Source organism: Streptomyces argenteolus, from assembly GCF_042902585.1.
Taxonomy (GTDB): Bacteria; Actinomycetota; Actinomycetes; order Streptomycetales; family Streptomycetaceae; genus Streptomyces; species Streptomyces argenteolus.
The window spans coordinates 1-19,953 of the sequence record NZ_JBIBEG010000023.1; the positions used below are offsets into that span (position 1 = coordinate 1).

The 19,953-nt window shown below is 70.3% G+C and carries 16 protein-coding genes and 1 pseudogene; 9 read left to right on the plus strand and 8 right to left on the minus strand.

Annotation, left to right across the window (positions count from 1 at the left end):
• Positions 1 to 136: 136 nt before the first annotated feature.
• Positions 137 to 286 (plus strand): hypothetical protein, encoded by a 150-nt coding sequence (locus ACFY8O_RS34220; RefSeq protein ID WP_387909286.1) that lies wholly within the window; start codon positions 137 to 139, stop codon positions 284 to 286.
• Between the two features lie 140 nt (positions 287 to 426).
• The gene (locus ACFY8O_RS34225; protein ID WP_387909314.1) at positions 427 to 3,051 is read left to right on the plus strand and encodes an SRPBCC family protein; all 2,625 of its coding nucleotides are present in this window, start codon (positions 427 to 429) and stop codon (positions 3,049 to 3,051) included.
• A gap of 61 nt (positions 3,052 to 3,112) precedes the next feature.
• On the opposite strand, the gene ACFY8O_RS34230 is transcribed toward ACFY8O_RS34225, so the two are convergent.
• The 5 genes from ACFY8O_RS34230 to ACFY8O_RS34250 form a co-directional block, all read right to left on the minus strand.
• Positions 3,113 to 4,114, minus strand: coding sequence for a zinc-binding dehydrogenase (locus ACFY8O_RS34230; RefSeq protein WP_387909288.1), 1,002 nt, complete (start codon positions 4,112 to 4,114; stop codon positions 3,113 to 3,115).
• A gap of 75 nt (positions 4,115 to 4,189) precedes the next feature.
• Entirely contained in the window at positions 4,190 to 5,308 is a 1,119-nt protein-coding gene (locus ACFY8O_RS34235; RefSeq protein ID WP_387909289.1) for a glycosyltransferase, read from the minus strand.
• 185 nt (positions 5,309 to 5,493) lie between these two features.
• Entirely contained in the window at positions 5,494 to 5,805 is a 312-nt protein-coding gene (locus ACFY8O_RS34240) for a hypothetical protein (protein ID WP_387909290.1), read from the minus strand.
• Between the two features lie 28 nt (positions 5,806 to 5,833).
• Positions 5,834 to 6,541, minus strand: a complete 708-nt coding sequence (locus ACFY8O_RS34245) for a response regulator (RefSeq protein ID WP_387909292.1) — start codon at positions 6,539 to 6,541, stop codon at positions 5,834 to 5,836.
• A 53-nt stretch (positions 6,542 to 6,594) separates the two neighbouring features.
• Positions 6,595 to 7,827: a sensor histidine kinase gene (locus tag ACFY8O_RS34250; protein WP_387909294.1), complete on the minus strand. Its 1,233-nt coding sequence runs from the start codon at positions 7,825 to 7,827 to the stop codon at positions 6,595 to 6,597.
• A 271-nt stretch (positions 7,828 to 8,098) separates the two neighbouring features.
• On the opposite strand from ACFY8O_RS34250, the gene ACFY8O_RS34255 reads away from it, so the two are divergent.
• The 3 genes from ACFY8O_RS34255 to ACFY8O_RS34265 are packed head-to-tail and all read left to right on the plus strand — an operon-like array spanning position 8,099 to position 11,456.
• Complete coding sequence (locus ACFY8O_RS34255; protein WP_387909296.1) at positions 8,099 to 8,893, plus strand: ABC transporter ATP-binding protein; 795 nt, start codon at positions 8,099 to 8,101, stop codon at positions 8,891 to 8,893.
• Positions 8,893 to 9,867 (plus strand): ABC transporter permease, encoded by a 975-nt coding sequence (locus ACFY8O_RS34260; protein WP_387909298.1) that lies wholly within the window; start codon positions 8,893 to 8,895, stop codon positions 9,865 to 9,867. Before ACFY8O_RS34255 ends, ACFY8O_RS34260 begins: the two co-directional genes overlap by 1 nt.
• On the plus strand, positions 9,756 to 11,456 hold the full coding sequence (locus tag ACFY8O_RS34265) for an ABC transporter permease (protein WP_387909300.1): 1,701 nt from the start codon (positions 9,756 to 9,758) through the stop codon (positions 11,454 to 11,456). Before ACFY8O_RS34260 ends, ACFY8O_RS34265 begins: the two co-directional genes overlap by 112 nt.
• A 680-nt stretch (positions 11,457 to 12,136) precedes the next feature.
• Here ACFY8O_RS34265 and ACFY8O_RS34270 read toward each other — a convergent pair.
• Positions 12,137 to 12,379, minus strand: coding sequence for a DUF6411 family protein (locus ACFY8O_RS34270; protein ID WP_387909302.1), 243 nt, complete (start codon positions 12,377 to 12,379; stop codon positions 12,137 to 12,139).
• A gap of 183 nt (positions 12,380 to 12,562) precedes the next feature.
• Here ACFY8O_RS34270 and ACFY8O_RS34275 point away from each other — a divergent pair.
• Together ACFY8O_RS34275 and ACFY8O_RS34280 are read left to right on the plus strand one after the other, a co-directional pair.
• Positions 12,563 to 12,964, plus strand: a pseudogene (locus tag ACFY8O_RS34275) (HNH endonuclease); the annotation flags it as partial.
• A gap of 689 nt (positions 12,965 to 13,653) precedes the next feature.
• A complete protein-coding gene (locus ACFY8O_RS34280; protein WP_387909304.1) occupies positions 13,654 to 13,926 on the plus strand; it encodes a hypothetical protein in 273 nt (90 codons plus the stop codon).
• Positions 13,927 to 14,182: 256 nt separating this feature from the next.
• Here the strand turns inward: ACFY8O_RS34280 and ACFY8O_RS34285 are convergent, their stop codons facing one another.
• The gene (locus ACFY8O_RS34285) at positions 14,183 to 14,872 is read right to left on the minus strand and encodes a response regulator (protein WP_387909306.1); all 690 of its coding nucleotides are present in this window, start codon (positions 14,870 to 14,872) and stop codon (positions 14,183 to 14,185) included.
• Positions 14,869 to 16,182 carry a sensor histidine kinase gene (locus tag ACFY8O_RS34290; protein WP_387909308.1) on the minus strand — a complete coding sequence of 438 codons (1,314 nt, stop codon included), beginning with the start codon at positions 16,180 to 16,182 and terminating at the stop codon, positions 14,869 to 14,871. Before ACFY8O_RS34290 ends, ACFY8O_RS34285 begins: the two co-directional genes overlap by 4 nt.
• 220 nt (positions 16,183 to 16,402) lie before the next feature.
• Between ACFY8O_RS34290 and ACFY8O_RS34295 the strand changes: the two genes are divergently transcribed.
• Positions 16,403 to 17,095: an ABC transporter ATP-binding protein gene (locus ACFY8O_RS34295; protein WP_387909310.1), complete on the plus strand. Its 693-nt coding sequence runs from the start codon at positions 16,403 to 16,405 to the stop codon at positions 17,093 to 17,095.
• Entirely contained in the window at positions 17,092 to 19,542 is a 2,451-nt protein-coding gene (locus tag ACFY8O_RS34300) for an FtsX-like permease family protein (RefSeq protein WP_387909312.1), read from the plus strand. The genes ACFY8O_RS34295 and ACFY8O_RS34300 overlap by 4 nt, the downstream gene beginning before the upstream one ends.
• The last annotated feature ends 411 nt before the right edge of the window (positions 19,543 to 19,953 follow it).

Here is a 19,953-nt window from a genome sequence, read left to right on the forward strand (position 1 = left end):
GACCTGCCCCACCGCTTCCACTTGGACCAACACCCCGCAATCATCCACGGCAGCACTGCGTTGCCAAACACTCCTGCCAGGACAAAACGCTCTTTCAGAAGCCGTTGGAGAGGGGCTGGCGGCCACGCGCCGCCTGGTGGACTCCACCGATGTCACCGGAGTGACCGGCGCCTACTTCCACAGCGAGGAGGAGGCCCAGCCGTCCGAACCGGAGGCTCTCACCCCCGCGTACCGCCGGCGTCTTGCCACCCTCACCCAGGACCTGCTGGCGGCAGCGGGCGTCTGATCGCTCTCCGAGCGGCATGGTCTCCCCGCACGTTCCGCCCTTTCCGTCAGCGCATTCCTCCCTCACGTCTCACAGGAGCATCCATGGCACACACGTATGTCAGCGCCGTCGTCCCCGCCACCGCGGAATCCGTATGACAGATCGTCCGCCGCTTCGACGGCCTTCTGCACTGGCACCCGCCCATCGACACGAGCGTGCTGGAGGAAGGCGGAGCCACGACGGTGGGCGCGCTGCGGCGCCTGCGCTTCGCCGGTGGGGACACCACGGTCCTTGAACGTCTGACCGCGCTCGACGACCTCACACACACCGACACCTACGAACTCGTCGAGCACCCCTTCCCTGTCCGGCGCTGCGTCTCCACGATCCGGGTGCGGCCCCAGACGGACACCGGCGAGACGTTCGTCGAGTGGTCGGCTGAGTCGGAGGTGGACGCCGTGGACTCTGCCGCCGCCCAGGCGCTCGTCAGGGAGTTGTACGGCACCGGGCCTCTCCGCGCTTCAGCGGTACTTCGCGGCCTGACCGACTCCCCACGAAGCGTCGTCGGACTGAGCGACCCGGTGAGCAGCGGCGCCCGCGTGCGGCGAGGCGACAGGTTTTGGTTAGGGTTGCCGGGCGAAGAGGGGCCGTTGTCACGCGCCCTGGCAAGGGACGCGGCACTCACCTGCCGTGGGGAAAGGCAAGAGATGCAGGCACCGCCACGCGGCACCGTCGCTGACCGCGTGAGTACGGCGAGGGACAGCGCGTTCGTCGGCAGAGAGACCGAACTGGCACTCCTGCGCGACGCCCTCGCCGGACGGCCCGGTGCCGCTTCCGTGTTCTACGTGCACGGCCCCGGCGGCATCGGCAAGTCGACGCTCATGCGGCAGTACGCCAAGGAGGCCAGGGCCGCCGGACGCCCGGTGGTCCACGTCGACGGGCGTGCCCTGCCTGCTGCACCGGAGGCGTTCGAGCAGGCGGCCGCGGCGGTCGTGCACACGCCGGGTGCGCTCCTGCTCATCGACACCTTCGAGTACTGCCAGAGCCTGGAGGGCTGGCTGCGCGAGGAGTTCCTGCCGAGCCTGGCCGACGACGTGCTGGTGGTCGTGGCAGGCCGGCACGCGCCGGACGTCACCTGGTCCGCGGACCCGGGCTGGGCCGGCCTGCTCGAGGTGGTGGCTCTGGATGATCTCAGCGCGAGCGAGGCGGAGAGCTTCCTGGAGAAACGGGGGATAGCCCCCGCTCACCGGGGGCCCCTGCTCTCCTTCGCCTCCGGCCATCCGCTCGCCTTGACGCTGGCCGCGCATGTGGCCATGACGCAGAGCATCGATGTGCCGGACGCCGGATCCTGGCGGCCCGCCCCCGAGGTCTTCGCTTCCCTGCTGCGGCAGATCCTGGGACAGCTGCCGGGCCCGCGCCACCGCCTCGCCCTCGAGGTCTGCGCCCAGGCACATCTGACGTCCGAGACACTCCTGCGCGCCGTCGTGGGCGACGACGCCCCGGACCTGTTCGCGTGGCTGCGGGAGCAGCCGTACGTGGACCACTGCGCCGAGGGAATCTTCCCCCACGACATCGTCCGGGAGGCACTTGCGGCCGACCTGCGGTGGCGGGACCCGGAGAGATTCGACCAGTTGTACCGGCAGTTGCACGGGCACCTGCTGGAGCGGATCGGCTCCGTCCCGGCCGAGCGGCTCCTGCCCGCGGTCGGTGCATTGCAGTTCCTCTACCGGGGCGAAGGACACATGGCGGAGAGCCACTTGTGGCACCTGCCAGGACTGGTCGAGGACCACCCGTACCAGCCCTCGGACGAGGCGCACGTACTGGCTCTCGCTGAACGAGCGGAAGGCCCCGAATCGGCCGACACGGTGCGCTTTTGGCTCCGGACCCGGCCGCGGGACTTCCGGGTGCAACGGCTGCGCGCCACGACGCCTGCCGCGGCCTTCTCCGCATGGCTGCGTCCAAAGCCGGACCAGGGCCGAGGAGACGACCCGGTTGCCACCGCGGCCTGGGACCACGTCGCGTCGCACGGCCCGCTCGCTGCCGGCGAGCACATCGCCCTCGGTCGCTTCCACGTCCACCCGCGGAACTATCAGCGGCCGTCGCCGGTGATGGACCTGATGCTTTCGCGCATGTTCGGCGAACTGCTGCGGGACAGCGGTCTCGCCTGGTCGTTCATCGTGCTGCGCGACGACGGGTTCTGGAACGCGCACATGCAGTTCTGCGACATGACGCCGCTGGAGCAGCCCGTCATGGTCGGCGGGTCGGCGTACCGGCTCTTCGCGCATGACTGGCGTGACCTGGGGCCGCGAGCGTGGCTGACGGACAAGCAGCAGACGCTGCTGTCCGGCACCGCCGAGGGCTCCGCGGGTGCCGATACGCCTGTGCCCCCGCCTTGTTCGCCCCTTCCCTCACCGGGGCTGAGTCACCCGGCTCTGAGCCGCCCGGAGTTCACCGCCGCAGTCCGCTCCGCACTGCGCGACCTGAGTCGGCCCGCGGCCCTAAACCTGAACCCCCTGCGCCGCAGCCGCCTGGTGTCCAACCACGGCATGACGCTGCGCGAAGTGCTCGCCAACGCCGTCGCGGGTCTCATCACCGAACGAGGAGGGGACAAGGCGCACGAGGTCGCCACTCTCGCGTTCATGGAGGGGGCACCCACCCAGGAGGCGGCGGCCCGGCGACTGGACATGCCGTACAGCACCTACCGGCGACACCTGACCACTGCGGTCTCACGGATCGAGGAGACCATGTGGCGTCATGAGGAAAACGGCGCACCGTTGCTCGCACCCTGACGGGGCGTCAGTCCGCGCGGTCGCCCGCGCGGGCGCTGCGCGGACCGCCGCGTCCGCTTCCTCACCGACGCCCGTCGGCCGGCCGCAGCACCACCTTGCCGATGGTGGCCCGGGTCTCCAGGGCATGATGGGCCTCCGCCGCCCGGGCGAGCGGGAACGACTGGACGACAGGGCGCACCCGTCCGGCCGAGGCCCACTGCAGCGCCGTCTCCTCCAGCCTGCGGATGCCGCCCGGCAGCTCGAACATCGTGGGGCCCACCGCCAACTCGGAGGTGATGCCGTACTTCTCGAACTCCTGCGGGGAGAAGCTGGCGAAGTGCCCCTCGTCGGACGCCCAGCCGAAGTACAGATGCCGTCCGCCCTTGCCGAGCGACTCGGCGGCGGCCCGGCCGAGCCGGCCGGCCACGCCGTCGAGGACGACGGTCGACGGTACACCGCCCAGCACCTCGTCGAGTCGCTCCTCCCAGCCGGGCAGGGTGTAGTCCACGGCAGCGTTCGCGCCCTGTTCCAGCACCACGTCGAGCTTGTGCCGGCTTCCGGCCAGGCCCACGACCACGGCCCCCGCCTGCCGCGCCGCCTGCACGAACAGCGTGCCCAGGCCTCCGGCGGCCGCCGTGACCACGACGACGTCCCCGGCCGACAGGGCGGCCTGCTCCAGGATGCCGATCGCGGTCCGCCCGGTTCCGATCATGGTGACGGCGGCGTCGTCGTCGATTCCGTCGGGAATGCGGTGCAGGGTGTCGACCGACGTCACGGCGTGCGTGGCGTAGCCGCCGTTGCGTTCGTGGCCGAGGTAGGCGACCACCCGTGCCCCGAGCCACGCTTCGTCGACGTCCGCGCCGACGGCGTCCACCACGCCCGCCGCCTCCCGGCCCGGTGTCATTGGCAGGCGCGGCAGCGCCATCCCCATCTCGCGCCCCGCGCGCAGCACGGTGTCCATGAGATGGACGCCCGCCGCGGTGACGGCGAGGCGGACCTCGCGCGGTCCCGGCGCCGGTGCGTCCATCTCCTCGTACACCAGCTTGTCGGGTGCGCCGAAGGCGTGTTGACGTATCGCGTACATGGTTGTTCCTCTTTCCGTTGTCGGCTCGCGCGGCGGGCTCGATCGTCCGACGTGCTGCCTGGCGTGCGGGAGGGCTCAGCCCGGGAGCTCGGTCAGGAGGGACAGGACCTCGGGGACCGGGGTCATCGCGGCGATGTTCCGGGAAGCCATCTCGGCGGCCTCCTTGAACGACGGCTGCCGCAGCACCCGTGCGAGTGCCTCGCCGGCCTCGTCCGCCGAGCCGATAACCTCGGCGGCGCCCAGTGCGGCGGTCCGTTCGGCGTTCAGGGGCTTGTCGAGGCCCATGGGCCAGATCACCATCGGGACGCCGGCGCCGAGTGCCGAGAGCACTGTTCCGGCACCGCCGGAGGAGACCACCGCGTCCACGCCCTGGAGCAGCTGTCCCATGGGAACGAACCCGGTCACGCGGACGCCGTCGCCCGCCACGGGCAGGGTCGCTGCCTCGGACGAGGGCGGGAGGGTGACCATGACGTTCACGTCGTGCTTGCCGAGCGAGGCGACGATCCGGGTCAGCGCGTCGGTGTCGTCGACGAACGTGCCCAGGGTCACCAGGACCCGGGGCAAGTCCTCACGGCCGGGGAAGGACGGTGCCTGCCAGTCAGTTGCAGCCTCGGACTCGTGCGCCTGGGGCCGGATCGTGACGCGGTCCGCAGACGGCTTCCAGTCGTCGCGCTGGAGGCAGTCGGGCCAGGGGTCGACCGTCGCCGACGGCCCGGCCAGGGTGATGCCCCGTTCTGCCGCACGGGCGGCGGCCGTCGCCCACATCGCCTCGGCCAAGGGGGTCTCCAGAGCGATGCCCACGCCGTGGGTGGCCCACGGCACACCCAACTGCGAAGCAACCAGGGGGCCGAGGAAGTCCGCGGTCTCCGCTATCACCAGGTCCGGGGCGAAGTCGCGGGCCACCGCCAGGGCGTCGTCCGCGCCGAGGTCGACACGGGTCCCGCCGAAGAACTCGCCCGCGGTGGCCGGGCTCATGTCGGTGGCGGCGTTCTTTCCAGTACGCCGCTGGAACTCACCCAGAGTGTCCTCGAGCGTCGCGCCCGCCGCGTGCACGGTGGCGGGCGCCACCACATCCCCGAGGGAGGCGTGGGTCAGGAACGCGGTGGTGTGACCGGCCTCGCGGGCCGCCCTTTCCAAGGGGAGCAGCGGCAACAGATGGCCGTAGGCAGGGGTACCGGAGAACAGGATGCGCATGGAACACCTTCAGAAGAGAGAACAGGGGCCTGAGTGGAACATCGCCCGAGTCGGGGACGGGCAGTGCCCGTACGAGCCCGGTCGTCGCGTGCCGTGCGGCCCGCGCCGGACCTCGTCGTCTCATCATGCGCGCCATGACTGCGCACACGAGGCCCTGACGGCTGCTCACCTCTGCTCATCTCTGCTCAGTCGCCCGATCTGCTGCTTTCGCCTGTCACGGGATTCAGGCGGTCGACACCCTGTTTGACTTCGAGCAGATCCGCACCCGTCACTTCCCGGTACTTCTTGATCGCGGCGACGTCCTTCCCCTCGCGGATCAGTGCGGCCACTCCGGCCAGCTGAGGATCGTCGTCCCCTACCTGGAGATGCTGAAGGAGCAGGTCCATCTTGCGGTCAAGAGCCCGGACCCGCCGGTCCAGCCGACTCGACCTGTTCTCCACCGTCACGAGGGTCACGACGCCGCTCAGGACGATGACGAGGAGCATGGCTGTGCTCACGGAAGTTCCGTCCTTCGGTTCTCGGGGGTCAGGAGCTGGGTTCGGGTGCGGGGCCCGTGCGTGGTGTCACCAGGCCGCAGTCGTACGCCAGGACCACCGCCTGTACACGGTCGCGCAGCTGGAACTTCTCCAGGATGTGGGCGACGTGGGTCTTCACGGTCGTCTCGCCGATGCCCAGTTCCTGGCCGATCTCCGCGTTCGACAGTCCCCGCGCCATAGCGCGCAGCACGTCCATCTCTCGGGCCGTCAGGGCGTCGAGACGGGGCGGGGTGGACGCGGTCGGGGACGGCATACCAGCGAACCGGTCGAGCAGTCGGCGCGTGACGCGGGGAGCGAGGACGGCGTCGCCCGTGGCAACCGTCCGGATCGCCTCCACGAGGGAGTCGGCGGGGCCGTCCTTTACCAGGAAGCCGCTGGCTCCCGCCCGCAGCGCGTCCACGACGTGGGCGTCCAGGTCGAAGGTGGTGAGGATGATGACGCGGCTGGACGGAGCATCGCGAGCGATCAGCTCGGTGGCCTCGACGCCGTCCATATTCGGCATCCGGATGTCCATGAGGACGAGGTCGGGCGCCAGCCGCTTGGATAGCGCGACGGCTTCCCGACCGTCGGACGCCTCCGCGACCACCTCGATGTCACCTTCCGCCTCCAGAATGAGCCGAAAACCCGTCCGGATCATGGGCTGGTCGTCAGCCAGCAGAACGCTGATGCGCCGCATACGGTTCGTGTCCTTTGTCATGGTGCTGTCGGTGGGCTCGGCTCCAGGCCCGCTTAGGCCCGCCGCGGTCTGCTTCAGGCCTGTTCCAGGACGGCATGGACGCAGTAGCCGCCGCCGGGCCGCGTACCGGTGTGCAGCGTGCCGCCCACGGCAGCGATCCGCTCCCGCATGCCGACCAAGCCGTAGCCGGTGCCGTTCGAAGGGGTCACCGCATCCGGCCCGGCGGACGCGGCCGGGCCGTCGTCGCAGACCCGAATCGTGAGGCGCTGCGGTCCGTCCTCCCACTTGAGCTGTACGCGGGTCCGAGTCGCACCGGCGTGCTTCATCGTATTGGTTAGCGCTTCCTGGACCACGCGGTACGCCGTCAGGTGGGATCCGGCAGGCAGCGGGAGCGGGGTGCCCGTCACGCCGTAGTCGATGTCCAGGCCCGTGTCACGTACGGAGTCGATGAGCGAGGGGATGGCGTCCACGGTCGGCTGCGGCGGTTCCTTGGAAGGGTCGCCCTCGGCCTCCTCGTCGGTGCGCAGCACGTCCAGGAGCCGGCGCAACTCCGTGACGGTGGCCCGGCCGGTCTGCTCGACCGTCGCGTGCAACTCGTGGGCCTTGTCCGGGGCGCGATCCTGGACCCGGTCGGCGGCGATGGTCTGCACGACCATCAGGCTCACGTTGTGCGCGACGATGTCGTGCAGTTCCCGGGCGATGCGCGCCCGCTCGTGCATCACCGCAGCGCGTGCGTTGGCGGCATGTTCGCGTTCGAGCGCGGCCGCGCGTCCCACCGCCTCGTCACGGATCGCGGCACGCGCCTTCGCCAGACGTCCAAGAGCCCAGGCGGCCAGCAACAGGACGGCCTGAGTCAGGAACGTGGCGACCCGGTGCCCCGACGGCGCTATCAGCCCTTCCACCAGGGAGTCGAGCGGAATGAACACGCCTGCCACGAAGGTGGTGATCCAGGGGCCGCGGCGCACGGCCGTGAGGAACACGGCCGTGGCTACGGCCAGATACGTCGGACCGATCGAGGTGCCCTCGGCCCCCGAGAGCTGGGGAACGTACGTCAGCGCCTGCAACGTGCTCGCCGCAGCCGCCGTCACCAGCAGACTGCCCAGCGGCAGCCGGCGGTGGACCGTCATGGGCAGTGCGACCAACAGGACGAGGACGAACCACCAGGTGTCCGGCGCGCGCAGATCCTGGCTGTTCGCCGGAATCACGGTCGGCAGCGCGAGGCAGCCCCCCGCGGCCAGGACGGCCAGCACGGTATCCGTCAACGCGGCGGGTACGCCGCGCCCTGCCAGAGAAGATGTCGCCTTCATAATTCAACTTTAAATTGCCCATTCTTCCTGTGCGGCCACCCGCAGGGCGGACCCGTACGTCGCACCTCCTCCCTGTTGCCCCCTCCTCAAGGAGGAGGGGGCGCAGGCTCCTCCCGGCCGGCCACGGGGTCCGCTCATCCGGGAGGCGGAGCCCCCACCCTGCCTCCGCCGACGGGCGGAGGGCCGGATTCGACGTGAGGGCGGAGGATGCGGCCGTTTCTCACGGATGGACTGGAGGCATCACCCACCGCATCACTCGACGAGGCCCCTCATGCTCCAAGCACGCAGCCGGAAGAAGAACACACCGGCCGACATCCCCGCCCCTGACGCCAGGACCGGCAGCGCCGTACGACTGACCCAGGTGACCAAGCGCTACGGCGACGGCGCGTCGGCGGCCGTGGCCCTCGACGGCGTCAGCATCGGAATCCAGTCCGCCACGTTCACCGCCGTCATGGGACCGTCCGGCTCGGGCAAGAGCACCTTCCTCCAGTGTGCCGCAGGGCTCGACCGGCCCACGTCCGGCACCGTGCAGCTCGGCGGACAGGACCTCGCCGAACTGAGCGAGAACAAGCTCACCGAATACCGCAGGACCCGGATCGGCTTCGTCTTCCAGGCCTTCAACCTGCTGCCGTCCCTTACCGTGGAGCAGAACATCACGCTGCCCCTGCGGCTGGCGGGCGCCGCTGCCGAAAGCGCCTCCGTCGACAGTGTCGCGGCCGGGGTCGGACTGTTCGGCCTGCTACGCCGCCGACCCACCGAGCTGTCCGGCGGACAGCAACAACGGGTGGCCATCGCGCGTGCCCTGATCACCCGGCCGGAGGTCGTCTTCGCCGACGAACCCACCGGCGCGCTGGACCCCGACACGGCGCAGGACATCCTGCACCTGCTGCGGCAGGCGGTCACCGACCTGCACCAGACCGTGGTGATGGTCACCCACGACCCGGTGGCGGCCCAGCACACCGACCGTGTCATCTTCCTGGACGCCGGACGCGTGGTGCACCGCGTGGACCGGCCCTCCGCCGACCAGGTCAAGCGTGTGATGACCGAACTGCGGGGGGCCCGCTGATGCTGCGCCTCGCCCTCGCGACACTGCGCGCCCGCAAGGGGCCCTTCGCCGCGACCTTCCTCGCCCTGCTGATGGGCGCGGCAGTGATCAGCGCCTGCGGCGTGCTGCTGGAGTCCGGACTGCGCTCCACACTGCCACCCGAACGCTACGAGAACGCACCGCTGATCGTCGCCGGACGGCAGAGCGCGGAGCTCGACGTGAAGTCCGCCGACGGCTCCACCTACCGCAGCTCCCAGCCGCTGCCCGAACGCCTCGTGCTCCCCGCGGACCTCGCGGACGACCTCGCCGCGATCGACGGCGTCGCCTCCGTGGTGTCGGACCGGGGTGCGGCGGTCCGGCTGCTGGCCGCCGACCGGGCGGTGACCGGCCACAACGGCACCTCGCCCCAGCTGCACAACTGGGACAGCCGCCCCCTCGGCGGTTTCCGGCTCACCGCCGGTCACCAGCCGCGCGGCGCACACGAGGTCGTCCTTGACTCCGACCTCGCCGCCCGCAGCGGCCTGCGCATCGGCTCCTCCGTACGGCTCATGACGACGTCCACCCCTGTCACCTTCGAGGTGGCCGGTCTCGTCGCGCTCGACGGCGGCCGCGCACCCCGGCAGTCCGTGCTGTTCGCCGCCGACACCGTCCTCGACCGGCTGGCGCCCGACACCGCGGACGGCGTGTACGCCTTCGGGGTGCTGACCGCTCCCGGGACCGCGCCGTCCGAGGTCGCCTCGGACGTCGAGCACACGCTGAAGGGGCAGCGGTCCGTCGCCGTGTACACGGGCGGTGACCGCGGCAAGGCCGAGTTCACCGACGTCGCCGTCGGCGCCGCCAACGTGATCGATCTTGCCACGGCATCGGCGGGAACGTCCTGCTCGTGGCCGTGTTCGTGCTGTGCGCCACAACCTCCCTCGCCCTGCGCCACCGCCGTCGAGAACTGGCGCTGCTGCGGGCCATCGGCACCACCCCGCGCCAGCTGCACCACATGATCGCCGCCGAATCGACCGTGGCCGGCCTGGTGGCGGGCGTCCTCGGCTGTCCGCTGGGCGCAGGGGTCGTGTACTGGCTCAGCTCCCAGTTCGCGGGCCGCGGCATCGTCCCGCCGGACTTCCAACCGGTCATCGGGCCGTTGCCGTTCCTTGCCGCCGTCGTCACCGCCGTCGCTGCCGCCTTCGTCGCGGCCCGGCGCGCGGCCCGCATCCGCCCCACCGAAGCCCTGGGGGAGGCGGCGTCCGAGCCCGCCCGCCTCAGCCGGGGGCGGCTGATCACAGGCGGTGTGCTTCTTGCGCTGGCCGCGTCGGTGCTCGGCCTGGGCCTGGGCTACCGGGCCGACTTTGTGACCCTGATGGGCCTCGCCAACTCCCTGGTGCTGCTGCTCGCCGCCGCCGCCGCCGTGCTCGGCCCGCTGCTCACCCGTACGGCCGCCAGGCTCCTTGTACCGGTGCTGAATCGGACGGGCGTCACCGGCTGGCTGGCCGCGGCCAACTCCCGCAGCGGGGCGGTCCGCACTGCGGGCGCCGTCACGCCGCTTATCCTGGCGGTCTCCTTCGCCGCGACAGTCGTGTTCACCCAGACCACTCAACTGAGCGAGTCCGCCGACCAGATCCGCTCCGGGACGGTCGCCGACCACGTACTGACCGCCCCGACCGGACTCTCGCCACAGCTGGCATACAGGGCGGCGGAGTTGCCGGACGTGCAGGCCGCCACCGGGGTGGTGCGCTCCAAGGCCGTCGGGGTGGCCTCGCTGCTCGGGGAGCAGGAGACCGTGTCACTGAGCGCGCAGGGCATCGAACCGAGGGCGCTGGCGTCCACGCTCGACCTGGACCGGCGCGACGGCGACCTGTCCGCTCTCACCCGAGACACGGTGGCCCTCAGTACGACGGCGGCCTCGTGGTTGGGCCTGGACGTCGGCGACTGGGCACACCTGCACCTGGGGGACGGCACGCCGTTCGACGGCAAGGTGATCGCGGTGTACGGCCGCGGCTTCGGCTTCGCCGACCTCACCTTCGACCATGATCTGCTGCTGTCCCACACCACGGACGCCGTCGACGGGTCCGTCCTCGTCCGGTCGGCGCCCGGCGCGGCGGACACCGAGCGGCAGCTCGCCGCGCTGGCGCGTGACTACCCGGGCACCGTGCTCAGCGGTGCCCTGGCGGCCGACGCCCAGGTCGAGGAGGCGAGGGCGACCGCCTGGGTGAACTACCTGGTGGTCGGCCTGATCATCGCCTACACCGCCATCACCGTCGTGAACACCCAGGCCATGAACACCATAGCCCGCAGGCGAGAGTTCGCCCTGCTGAGGCTGACCGGCACGAACCGCTCCCAGGTGCTGAGCATGATGCGGCGCGAGAGTGCGGTGGTGGTCGCCGTCGGCGCCGTGGTGGGCGTGGCGCTGGCCCTGCCGCCGCTGGTCCTGGTCGCGGTCGCCCTGACCGGCACCCCACTGCCCAGCGCACCGATTTTGGGCTGGCTGGTCATCCTGGGCTCTACGGCTGTACTCGCGGTGGCCGGGGCGATGCTGCCCGCACGCCTGATGTTGCGGGCGCGCCCGGTGGAGGCGATCGGTATGAAGGAATAACGGGGACAGGACACGTGGGAACGGGCGGGCCGGAGCAGACCGGCCCGCCCGCGCTGCTCTCGGTTGACATGCGGCGCGGTGTGTGCAGTGTCCAGTGTTCCTCGCGCAGTGGTTGCGGACGGCGTCGCACGGGGTGCCGGACGCCGACGTGTCCGCCGAGGCGGTGGCCACCGCCTTCGGCACCAGCCGGTCCAAAGCCGCAATCCTGCTCCTGACCGCACAGGACCGGTAACGCCCTGTCGTCTTCAGGTAGACACCGCTGACGCCCTGGTCGTGGATTCACCTGCCCCCGCCGACGGCCACGCAACCTGCTCGTCCGGCTTCCCATCGGAGCTACCCGGCCACGCCTGTCCGGGCGCCTCGACCCGGCTGGCTGGCCGCATCGGGCGGGCCCGCACTGCTCAATGCGTCTGTCCTCGGTGAGCGACGCGCAGGCGGAGAGCCGTACTCGAGACCGACGTGGTCGAGGCCGGGACCGGCCCCCAGAGCACCTGATAGTGGTCCGAATCCGCTGAGGACGACGTTTCGCAGCCCCGTGTCCGGACCTGTGCCGGGAGATCTCTGAGAGGGAAGGCCAGGTGCGGTGGGGCATTACGCCCCACCGCAGGCGCGTCAACCGTTGCTTGCTTGCAAGGGCGGATGCGATCGCGTCCTCTCACGTCGCCGGGGCGGCGGGCCGGTCAGAACGGCATGTGGCCGCGGGCCCGGCGGCCGGCGGATCCGCTGCTGCCAACGGCCTTGGAGCTGCTTCGGAACGGCTTGCTGAAAAGACGGCCCAGCGGCCCTGGAGCCTTGCTACCGGCGCGCGAACCCACCCCGAGGGTGCGCTGGGTGCCTCGTTCGGGATGGCGAGAGAGCCGGGGCACGAAGAACGCGAGTACGGCCAAAACTACACAGACAGCGATGATGCCAACAATCACCATGAAGGACTCCCAGGTTGAGGTGTCATGCCGTGTGCCCCCGTGGTCCACCGGTATGCGCCAGAGCAGTCACGGCGGGGCTTCAGGGGGTGACGCCGTCTGCCTGGGCATGTGGCTCTGTACTCGAGTGGGTGAGAGACAGCCGGTCGGCGCCCGCCAGGGCCGGGGGGCCGGTAGAACGCGGGAGTGATCAAGAACTTCGGGCGCGGCTTCGGCGCACTCTCCCTCACCCTCGTCCCCCTCGTCGTCTTCACACCCGCCCAAGCCGTCCAGGCCCCCCAAGGCCTGCGGGCCGCAGAAGTGACCACGCTCGCCGATGCCGTCGGCCTCGTCGGGGTCCAGGACGAGGACCGCACCGGCTACACCCGCAGCTCCCTTCAAGCACTGGAACTCCGGCGACCTGGCTGATGGGTGCAACACCCGTAACGAGGTGCTGCTGGCCGAGGCGACGACCGCCCCCCGCAGTGGCCTCGGGGTGCAAGCTGACCGGCGGTGCCTGGGTGTCGTACTACGACGGCCAGGAGGTCACCGACCCCGGGCGCCCAGGATATCGACCACATGGTGCCGCTCGCCGAAGCGTGGGATTCCAAGTAGGTGATGTTGCACTGACTACATCATTCCGCCTGGCCCGGTAGGGGCCCTGGCCTGGTCGGGAAGAGGGGAGCATCACTCGTATGGGTGGCGGTGAAGCCTTCGGCCTCTGGTGATCTCGGTTCGACGCCACGATGTTGCGTCTGATGCAACTGTTGGAGCGGGCGTGGATCCAGTTGATGTGCCGGGCTCGATGCGCTTGGTGGTGCCGGGCAATGTTCGGGCCCTGGATCCGGCGCCGGCGATGTTCGACGCGATGCTCGCGGGCTGGACGCGGCAACAGCAGAGCCGACTTCTGGCGCGGAAGACGATCGCCGACCGGATAAGTCTGGTACGCCGGTTCGCCCTGTTCAACGGCACGTACCCGTGGGAGTGGACCCCGGAGGACGTTGAGGCCTACTTCTCCGCCCAGATGTCCGGCCCGTTGCCGCTGGCGCACTCCACGGTGCATGGCCAGCCGAGCGACCTGCGCCTGTTCTGCACGTTCGTCACCGATGCCCGCTACGGCTGGGCGGCCGCCTGCATGGAGGAGTTCGGACGAGCACCGGTCCAGGTTTGTCACGATTGGAACTCGGCACAACCCGCGGGAGAAGGCTTACGGCAGGTTCGGCGCCCTGGAGGTCCGGTTCGGGAAGGCCTCGCGGGGAAGCCCGCCCAAACGCCGCACGGTGCTCACCGTCCCGGAGATGGACTGGATCGTGCCACTGCTCACGGAGTGGACCGCCGAGGTCCGGACCGGGTTCGGGGTGGGCGGGCATCCGGCGCTGTGGGTGACCGAGCGCTGCGGTCGGATCAGCCTGCGACGCCACGCCGAACCACGAGTGCGGCGCAACATGGCCAACGACACCTTCCAGGACCTCCAGGACCGTCGGCTCACCGCTGACGGATGGAAGCGTCGACGTCGCGCCTCGGAATGCGCCCCTGGGGTGATGGCATCACGGCTGACGCACATCTGGTGATCCGCTGCGACGCCGGAAAACCTGCCGTGACCGAAGGCCGCTGCGGCACTGAGGGCAGTTGGCCGGTCTGTGTCGAGAACCACATCGAACTTCGGCTGCTGCGGCCGGCCCGCAAGGGCCAATCCGAACGGCTGGCGCGGCGCTGTTCAAGCCGCGGCGGCTATCGAGTCCGTCAACCAGACGCTGCCGGGGTAGCCGTCCGCGTCGTGCAACCACTCCTCGCTCTGACCACCGTGGTCTGGCACCTTGGAATCAATCATCTAGGCACCTCGCCCGGGGCGATCAGCCCCGTCTCGTAGGCGAAGACGACGGCCTGGACGCGGTCGCGCAGGTCCAGCTTCGACAGGATGCGTCCGACGTGGCTCTTGACCGTGGTCGGGCTGAGGAACAGCCGGGAGGCGAGTTCGGCATTACTGAGGCCGGTTGCGAGTAGGCGGAGCACCTCGAGCTCGCGTGGGGTCAGACCGGACAGATCGCGGTGCGGCGCGATGGTCTGCGGTTCGTTGTGAGGAGCGAAGCGCTCGATCAGCCGACGGGTGATCGTGGGCGCGAGGAGAGCGTCGCCAGTCTGCACCAGGCGTAGGGCGGAGACCAGATGTTCCGGAGTGACGTCCTTGAGCAGGAAGCCGCTGGCGCCAGCTGTGAGCGCGGCGTAGACGTAGTGGTCGAGGTCGTATGTGGTGAGGATGATGACCCGCGTTCCGGCCGGGCCGGCGTCGCCGATGATGCGCCTGGTGGCCTCGATGCCGTCCATCTCCGGCATCCGGATGTCCATAAGGACGACGTCGGGCCGCGTACGGCGGACCGCTGCGACAGCCTCGGCCCCGTCGGCAGCCTCGGCAGTCACTTCGATGCCGTCCGCGGCCAGGATCATCTTGAAACCGGTGCGTACGAGGGCTTGATCGTCGGCGATGACGGCGCGCAGCGGTGGCTGGTCCATATTCATACGGTGCTCCGCGGGATACGGGCGGTTACCCGGTAGCCGCCGGCGTTTGTCGGCCCGGCCGTCAGCTCGCCCTTGTAGACGGCCAACCGCTCGCGCAGCCCCATGTGGCCACGGCCGTTGCTCTCCACCGGCGGGGAATCCTTGGCGCCGCCGGTGTCCGTGACCTCGATCTCCAGACAGGTGTCGGTGTAACCGATGGCGACGGACGCCTGCGCGCCGCACGCATGCTTGATCGTGTTGGTCAGGGCCTCCTGTACGACGCGATACGCCGCGAGGTCCACCCCCGGTGGCAGCGGATCCGGCGGCAGCAGCACCCCGACGCTCACGGGCGTGCCGGCGGCGCATACCCGTGCGACCAGCGCGTCGAGCTGCGCGAGCCCGGGCTGGGGCTCCAGGCAGTCGGGCCTCTCGTGGTCCGGGGCGGCCAGCAGGCCCATCACGTGGCGGAGTTCGGCCATGGCGGCCCGGCCGCCCGCCTCGACGGCCAGCAGTGCCTCCTTCGACTGCTCGGGCGCCACGTCCATCACTTTGCGGGCCGCGCCGGCCTGGATCACCATCACGCTCACATTGTGGGTCACGACGTCGTGCAGTTCGGCGGCAATGCGGGCACGCTCCTCCTCGACGGCGCGGCGCGTGGCCTCCTCCTGAGCAGCCTGCAGTTCTGAGACCCGGTCCCGGCTGGACGCCAGCCGCAGTTGCAGCAAACGGACGAGGCTGGCCAGCATCCCGGCCACCAGCAGCACGAATCCCGGGCTGGACCAGCCAGGGAGCACGGGTTCCGCGTTGCGGAAAGCGAAACCGGACAGCACAGCGGCAAGCACCAGGGCGGCGATCGCCGTTATCCGGTAACGGCTGTATACGACGGCGCTGTAGGCACCGATGACACAGGCCAGGACGGTGATCCAGGAGGCGGAGCTGCCGATGGCCAGAGCTGCGCCCAGCACCACCACGAACAAGGTCAGCGGATACCGGCGCCGGGCTGCCAGTGGCAGTGTCGACAGGATGACCAGGGCCCAGGGCATGGAGGCGGGGGGCATGGAGGCGGGGTCTTCCTCCACGGGCACCTGCCCAGGGTCGGGCGGCGAGGGCGGGGCCGGGACCCCGGTGCCGATGTCCACCCTAGGGGGGTTGGTGTTCACCGGCCCGTCGCCGGGATAGCGAACCGCCACGAACAGGGCAATGACGGTCAGTACGACTGCCAGCACCACATCGGCGCGCACCGCTCGCCGGGACAGCGGGGCGGCCTTCGCCTCCGGGCGTAGCGCGTCGATGAGCTGCTGATGCCGACTGCGCCGGTCTTCTGGTTCCATCCGTGCATTGTGCTGCGCTCTCCGCCCGGCTCGCGTCCGCCTGTCCGGCCAGGGCATTGCCCACGAGACCTACTTCTCAGGTAGGACTCCGCGGCCGAATCCTCCGCGGGAAGGGCCTGATGTTGGTTCCGCGGCCGACGCGCCCCATACGCGGGACTTCTAGGTTCGCAGGACCGGCAACGGAATGTGCCTCTCGCGACCGTAAGGACGGACAAATCGTATGCATCAAGTGATCGAACTGCAGGGTGTGGCGAAGCGCTACGACAGCGCCGGCGCGCCGGCGCTCGGGCCGCTCACTCTCAGCGTCGCCAAGGGTGAGGCCCTTGCCGTGACGGGCCCCTCCGGCAGCGGCAAGTCCACGCTGCTGAACCTCGTCGCCGGCCTGGACAAGCCGACCGATGGCGCCGTAGTCGTGGCGGGGCAGCGGATCGACCAGTTGAGCGAGCACGCCCTCGCCAAGTTCCGTCGCGAGCACATCGGCATGGCCTTCCAGTTCTTCAATCTCCTGGACGACCTCACCGTCACCGACAACATCCAGCTCCCGGCCCAGCTGACCGGAAGCAGTCGGCGCGCGGCCGCGGTCCGCGCGGGTGAGCTTATGGAGATGCTGGGCATCCAGAAGCACGCCCGCGCCTACCCGGGCCGACTGTCCGGAGGGGAACGCCAACGGGTCGGTGTCGCCAGGGCGTTGGTCAACCGGCCCGCGCTGCTGCTCGCCGACGAGCCGACCGGTGCGCTCGACACGGCTTCGGGCCACGACGTCCGCAATCTGCTGATGGATCTGCACCGCGCCGGACAGACCATCGTGCTGGTGACGCACGACCTGGCGCTTGCGGAGGCATGCGCGAGCCGCACGATCCACCTGGTCGACGGTCACCTCGCCCTCGACACGTACGCGCAGGCCGTCCGATGAGCCTGTTCGGTACCGGCGCGCTGGGCCGGGTCGTACGCTCCGGGGTCGGCCGGCGGCGGGTGCAGACCTTGGTGATCGCCGTGGCCACGATGATGGCCGTGGCCTCGGCCGTGGTCGCCGGGTCGCTGATGGTCGCCGCGGCCGCTCCCTTCGACAACGCCTTCAAGAAGCAGCAGGGCCCGCACATCACCGCGCAGTTCGATCCGGCCAAGGTGAGCGCGGCGCAGCTGGCGAAGACCGGGAAGCTGCCCGGCGTAACCGCGAGCGCGGGACCGTACCCGTCCACGACGGTCCGCCCGGAGGACCGGTCGGGCTTCCAACTGCCGACGCTGACCCTGGTCGGGCGGTCCGGACCGGACGGCGCCGTGGACCGGGTGGATCTGAAGTCAGGGCGGTGGGCGCAGAAGCCGGGCGAGGTCGTGCTCGACGCGTCGTTCGAGGGGCCCGCCTTCGGGATCGGCACCTCCATGAAACTTTCGGACGACAAGGACGCTGCGACTCTTTCGATCGTCGGCTTCGCCGTGTCGGCCAGCAAGACCGCCGATGCCTGGGCGGCCCCCGCACAGGTCGACGCGCTGGCGTCGACGGGCACCTCGGTCGCGAGTCAGATGCTCTACCGCTTCGACTCCGCGAGCACGAACCAGCAGATCCTCGCCGACCGGAAGAAGCTCGCCACCTCCGTGGGGTCTGGGGCGCTCCTTGGGACCCAGTCCTGGTTGGAAACCAAGCGCGCCGCTGATCAGGGTGCGGCGGCGACCGTTCCGTTCGTGATGGCTCTCGGCGCGCTCGGCATCGTGATGTCGGTGATCATCGTCAGCAGTGTGATCAGTGGTGCGGTCGGCACCAGCCTGCGCAGGATCGGCATCCTCAAGGCCATCGGCTTCACTCCGCGCGAGGTCGTAGGCGCCTACGTGGCCCAAGGGCTGATCCCGGCCGTCGGCGGCATCACCCTGGGCGTCGTCTTGGGAAATCTCCTGGCCGTGCCACTGCTGTCCGACACCGAGGCGGTGTACGGCGGCGTCTCACTCTCGGTGGCCTGGTGGGTGGACGTCTCCGTGCCGGCCGCCGCCCTGGTCGTCGTGGCGCTTGCGGCTCTGATTCCCGCGCTGCGGGCCGGAAGACTGCGTACGATCGACGCCATCGCGGTCGGCCGGTCGCCGCGCACAGGACGCGGCCAGTGGGCGCATCGGGCGATGGGGATGCTGCCGCTGCCGCGACAGGTGACCTACGGTCTCGCCACCCCCTTCACGCATCCCGTACGTACTTTGGCGATGCTGCTTGCGGTGGCGTTCGGTACGGTCGCGGCGACGTTCGCGGTGGGGCTGACTTCGTCCTTGAACGCGATCGGCACCTCCCAGGACCCCGAGAGCCGTGCGGCGGTCACGGTCACGACGACCAAGGCGATCGAAGTCGCTCCCCCTCCGCCGCCTCCTGTGGGGGGCGACGCGGGAGGCCCGCCTCCCCCTGGCGGCAGCGAGTCAGGCCAGCCTCCCGTGGAAAACAGCGCGGCAAGCACGTCCAAAAAGCCCAAGGTCGCCGATCCGGCGAAGGTGCGGTCCGCCGTCAGGTCACAGCCGGGCACAGAGTCGTACTACGGCAAGGCCCAGAGCGAGGTCGCCGTGGCCGGGGTCTCCGGATCGATCCAGGCCAGCCTCTACGAGGGCGATTCGCGCTCTGGCAGCTACGAGATGCTCTCCGGGCACTGGATCACCGGTAAGGGGCAGGTTGTGGTGCCCTCCCGCTTCCTGGAGAGGACCAGTACCGAGATCGGTGACACGGTGCTGGTGACCTACGAGAAGGAGACCGCGAACCTGCGGATCGTGGGCGAGTCCTTCGACACCTCGGGCAGCCAGCTGGAGATCCACGCGGACATGGCCGACTTCAAGTCGGCCGAGCCCAGTACCTTTCTCGTCGAAACGAAGCCCGGCGTCTCCGCCGACGAATACGCCCAGGAGGTCGCCGGAGTCGTACAGCCGCTGGGCGGCGACGCCACGACCGGCTCCGAGTCGGGGCAGGACGGCATCATCCTCATCATGGCCGCGATGGCGGTGCTGCTCACCCTCATGCTGATCATCGTGGCCGGGCTCGGCGTACTCAACTCCGTGGTCCTCGACACCCGGGAACGCATCCACGACCTGGGCGTCTGCAAGGCGATCGGCATGACGCCGCGGCAGACCATGAGCCTCGTGCTCGCCTCGGCGGCGGTGATCGGCGTGATCGGCGGGCTGATCGGCGTGCCGACGGGCTACGCGCTGCACCACGTCGTCATGCCGGTGATGGGGCGCGCCGTAGGCACCAGCCTGCCGTCGCCGGTCCTTGATGTGTACGGGCCTGTTCAGCTGCTCCTGCTGGGGCTCGGCGGGGTCGTGATCGCGATGCTGGGTGCACTGCTCCCGGCCGGCTGGGCCGCCAGGGCGCGTACGGCCACGGCGCTGCGCACCGAGTAGCGTCCGGCGGAGTGCGAGCTGCTGGGGTGGGTCCGCCAGGTCCGCGGGGTCGGGCTGCCCGTACAGGCACAGGTGCCGAATGCCCCCGTCCAGGCAGATCCTCTTGGGAGGGACTCGGAAGGCCCGGTCGGGGGCCGACAAGGATGTGGGGCATCGGCGGCGAGACCGGGTGTGGGGCGGCAGATCCGCCCCGGTCTCGCCGCCGCACAGCACGGCTCACTCGTCCTCTGCCTCCGCATACGCCGCAGCACAGGTCTGTGCCGCGGCTGGTGACGCTCCGGATCGGCGAGCCGGCTCGTGAGCGCCGCCGACGAACCTCTGCCCTACGAAGCGCAGCTCACCGAGACCGAGAACACGTTCACCGTACGCAACACCGTGAGCTGCCAAGACGAGGAAGCGTCCCGCCTGACC

What these genes read in the sequence shown, in the direction of transcription:
- ACFY8O_RS34230 (WP_387909288.1), bottom strand. Translation starts at nt 4,114, where the DNA reads ATGTACGCGATACGTCAACACGCCTTCGGCGCACCCGACAAGCTGGTG.
- ACFY8O_RS34235 (WP_387909289.1), bottom strand. Translation starts at nt 5,308, where the DNA reads ATGCGCATCCTGTTCTCCGGTACCCCTGCCTACGGCCATCTGTTGCCG.
- ACFY8O_RS34245 (WP_387909292.1), bottom strand. Translation starts at nt 6,541, where the DNA reads ATGACAAAGGACACGAACCGTATGCGGCGCATCAGCGTTCTGCTGGCT.
- ACFY8O_RS34250 (WP_387909294.1), bottom strand. Translation starts at nt 7,827, where the DNA reads ATGAAGGCGACATCTTCTCTGGCAGGGCGCGGCGTACCCGCCGCGTTG.
- ACFY8O_RS34255 (WP_387909296.1), top strand. Translation starts at nt 8,099, where the DNA reads ATGCTCCAAGCACGCAGCCGGAAGAAGAACACACCGGCCGACATCCCC.
- ACFY8O_RS34260 (WP_387909298.1), top strand. Translation starts at nt 8,893, where the DNA reads ATGCTGCGCCTCGCCCTCGCGACACTGCGCGCCCGCAAGGGGCCCTTC.
- ACFY8O_RS34270 (WP_387909302.1), bottom strand. Translation starts at nt 12,379, where the DNA reads ATGGTGATTGTTGGCATCATCGCTGTCTGTGTAGTTTTGGCCGTACTC.
- ACFY8O_RS34280 (WP_387909304.1), top strand. Translation starts at nt 13,654, where the DNA reads ATGGACTGGATCGTGCCACTGCTCACGGAGTGGACCGCCGAGGTCCGG.
- ACFY8O_RS34285 (WP_387909306.1), bottom strand. Translation starts at nt 14,872, where the DNA reads ATGAATATGGACCAGCCACCGCTGCGCGCCGTCATCGCCGACGATCAA.
- ACFY8O_RS34290 (WP_387909308.1), bottom strand. Translation starts at nt 16,182, where the DNA reads ATGGAACCAGAAGACCGGCGCAGTCGGCATCAGCAGCTCATCGACGCG.
- ACFY8O_RS34295 (WP_387909310.1), top strand. Translation starts at nt 16,403, where the DNA reads ATGCATCAAGTGATCGAACTGCAGGGTGTGGCGAAGCGCTACGACAGC.
- ACFY8O_RS34300 (WP_387909312.1), top strand. Translation starts at nt 17,092, where the DNA reads ATGAGCCTGTTCGGTACCGGCGCGCTGGGCCGGGTCGTACGCTCCGGG.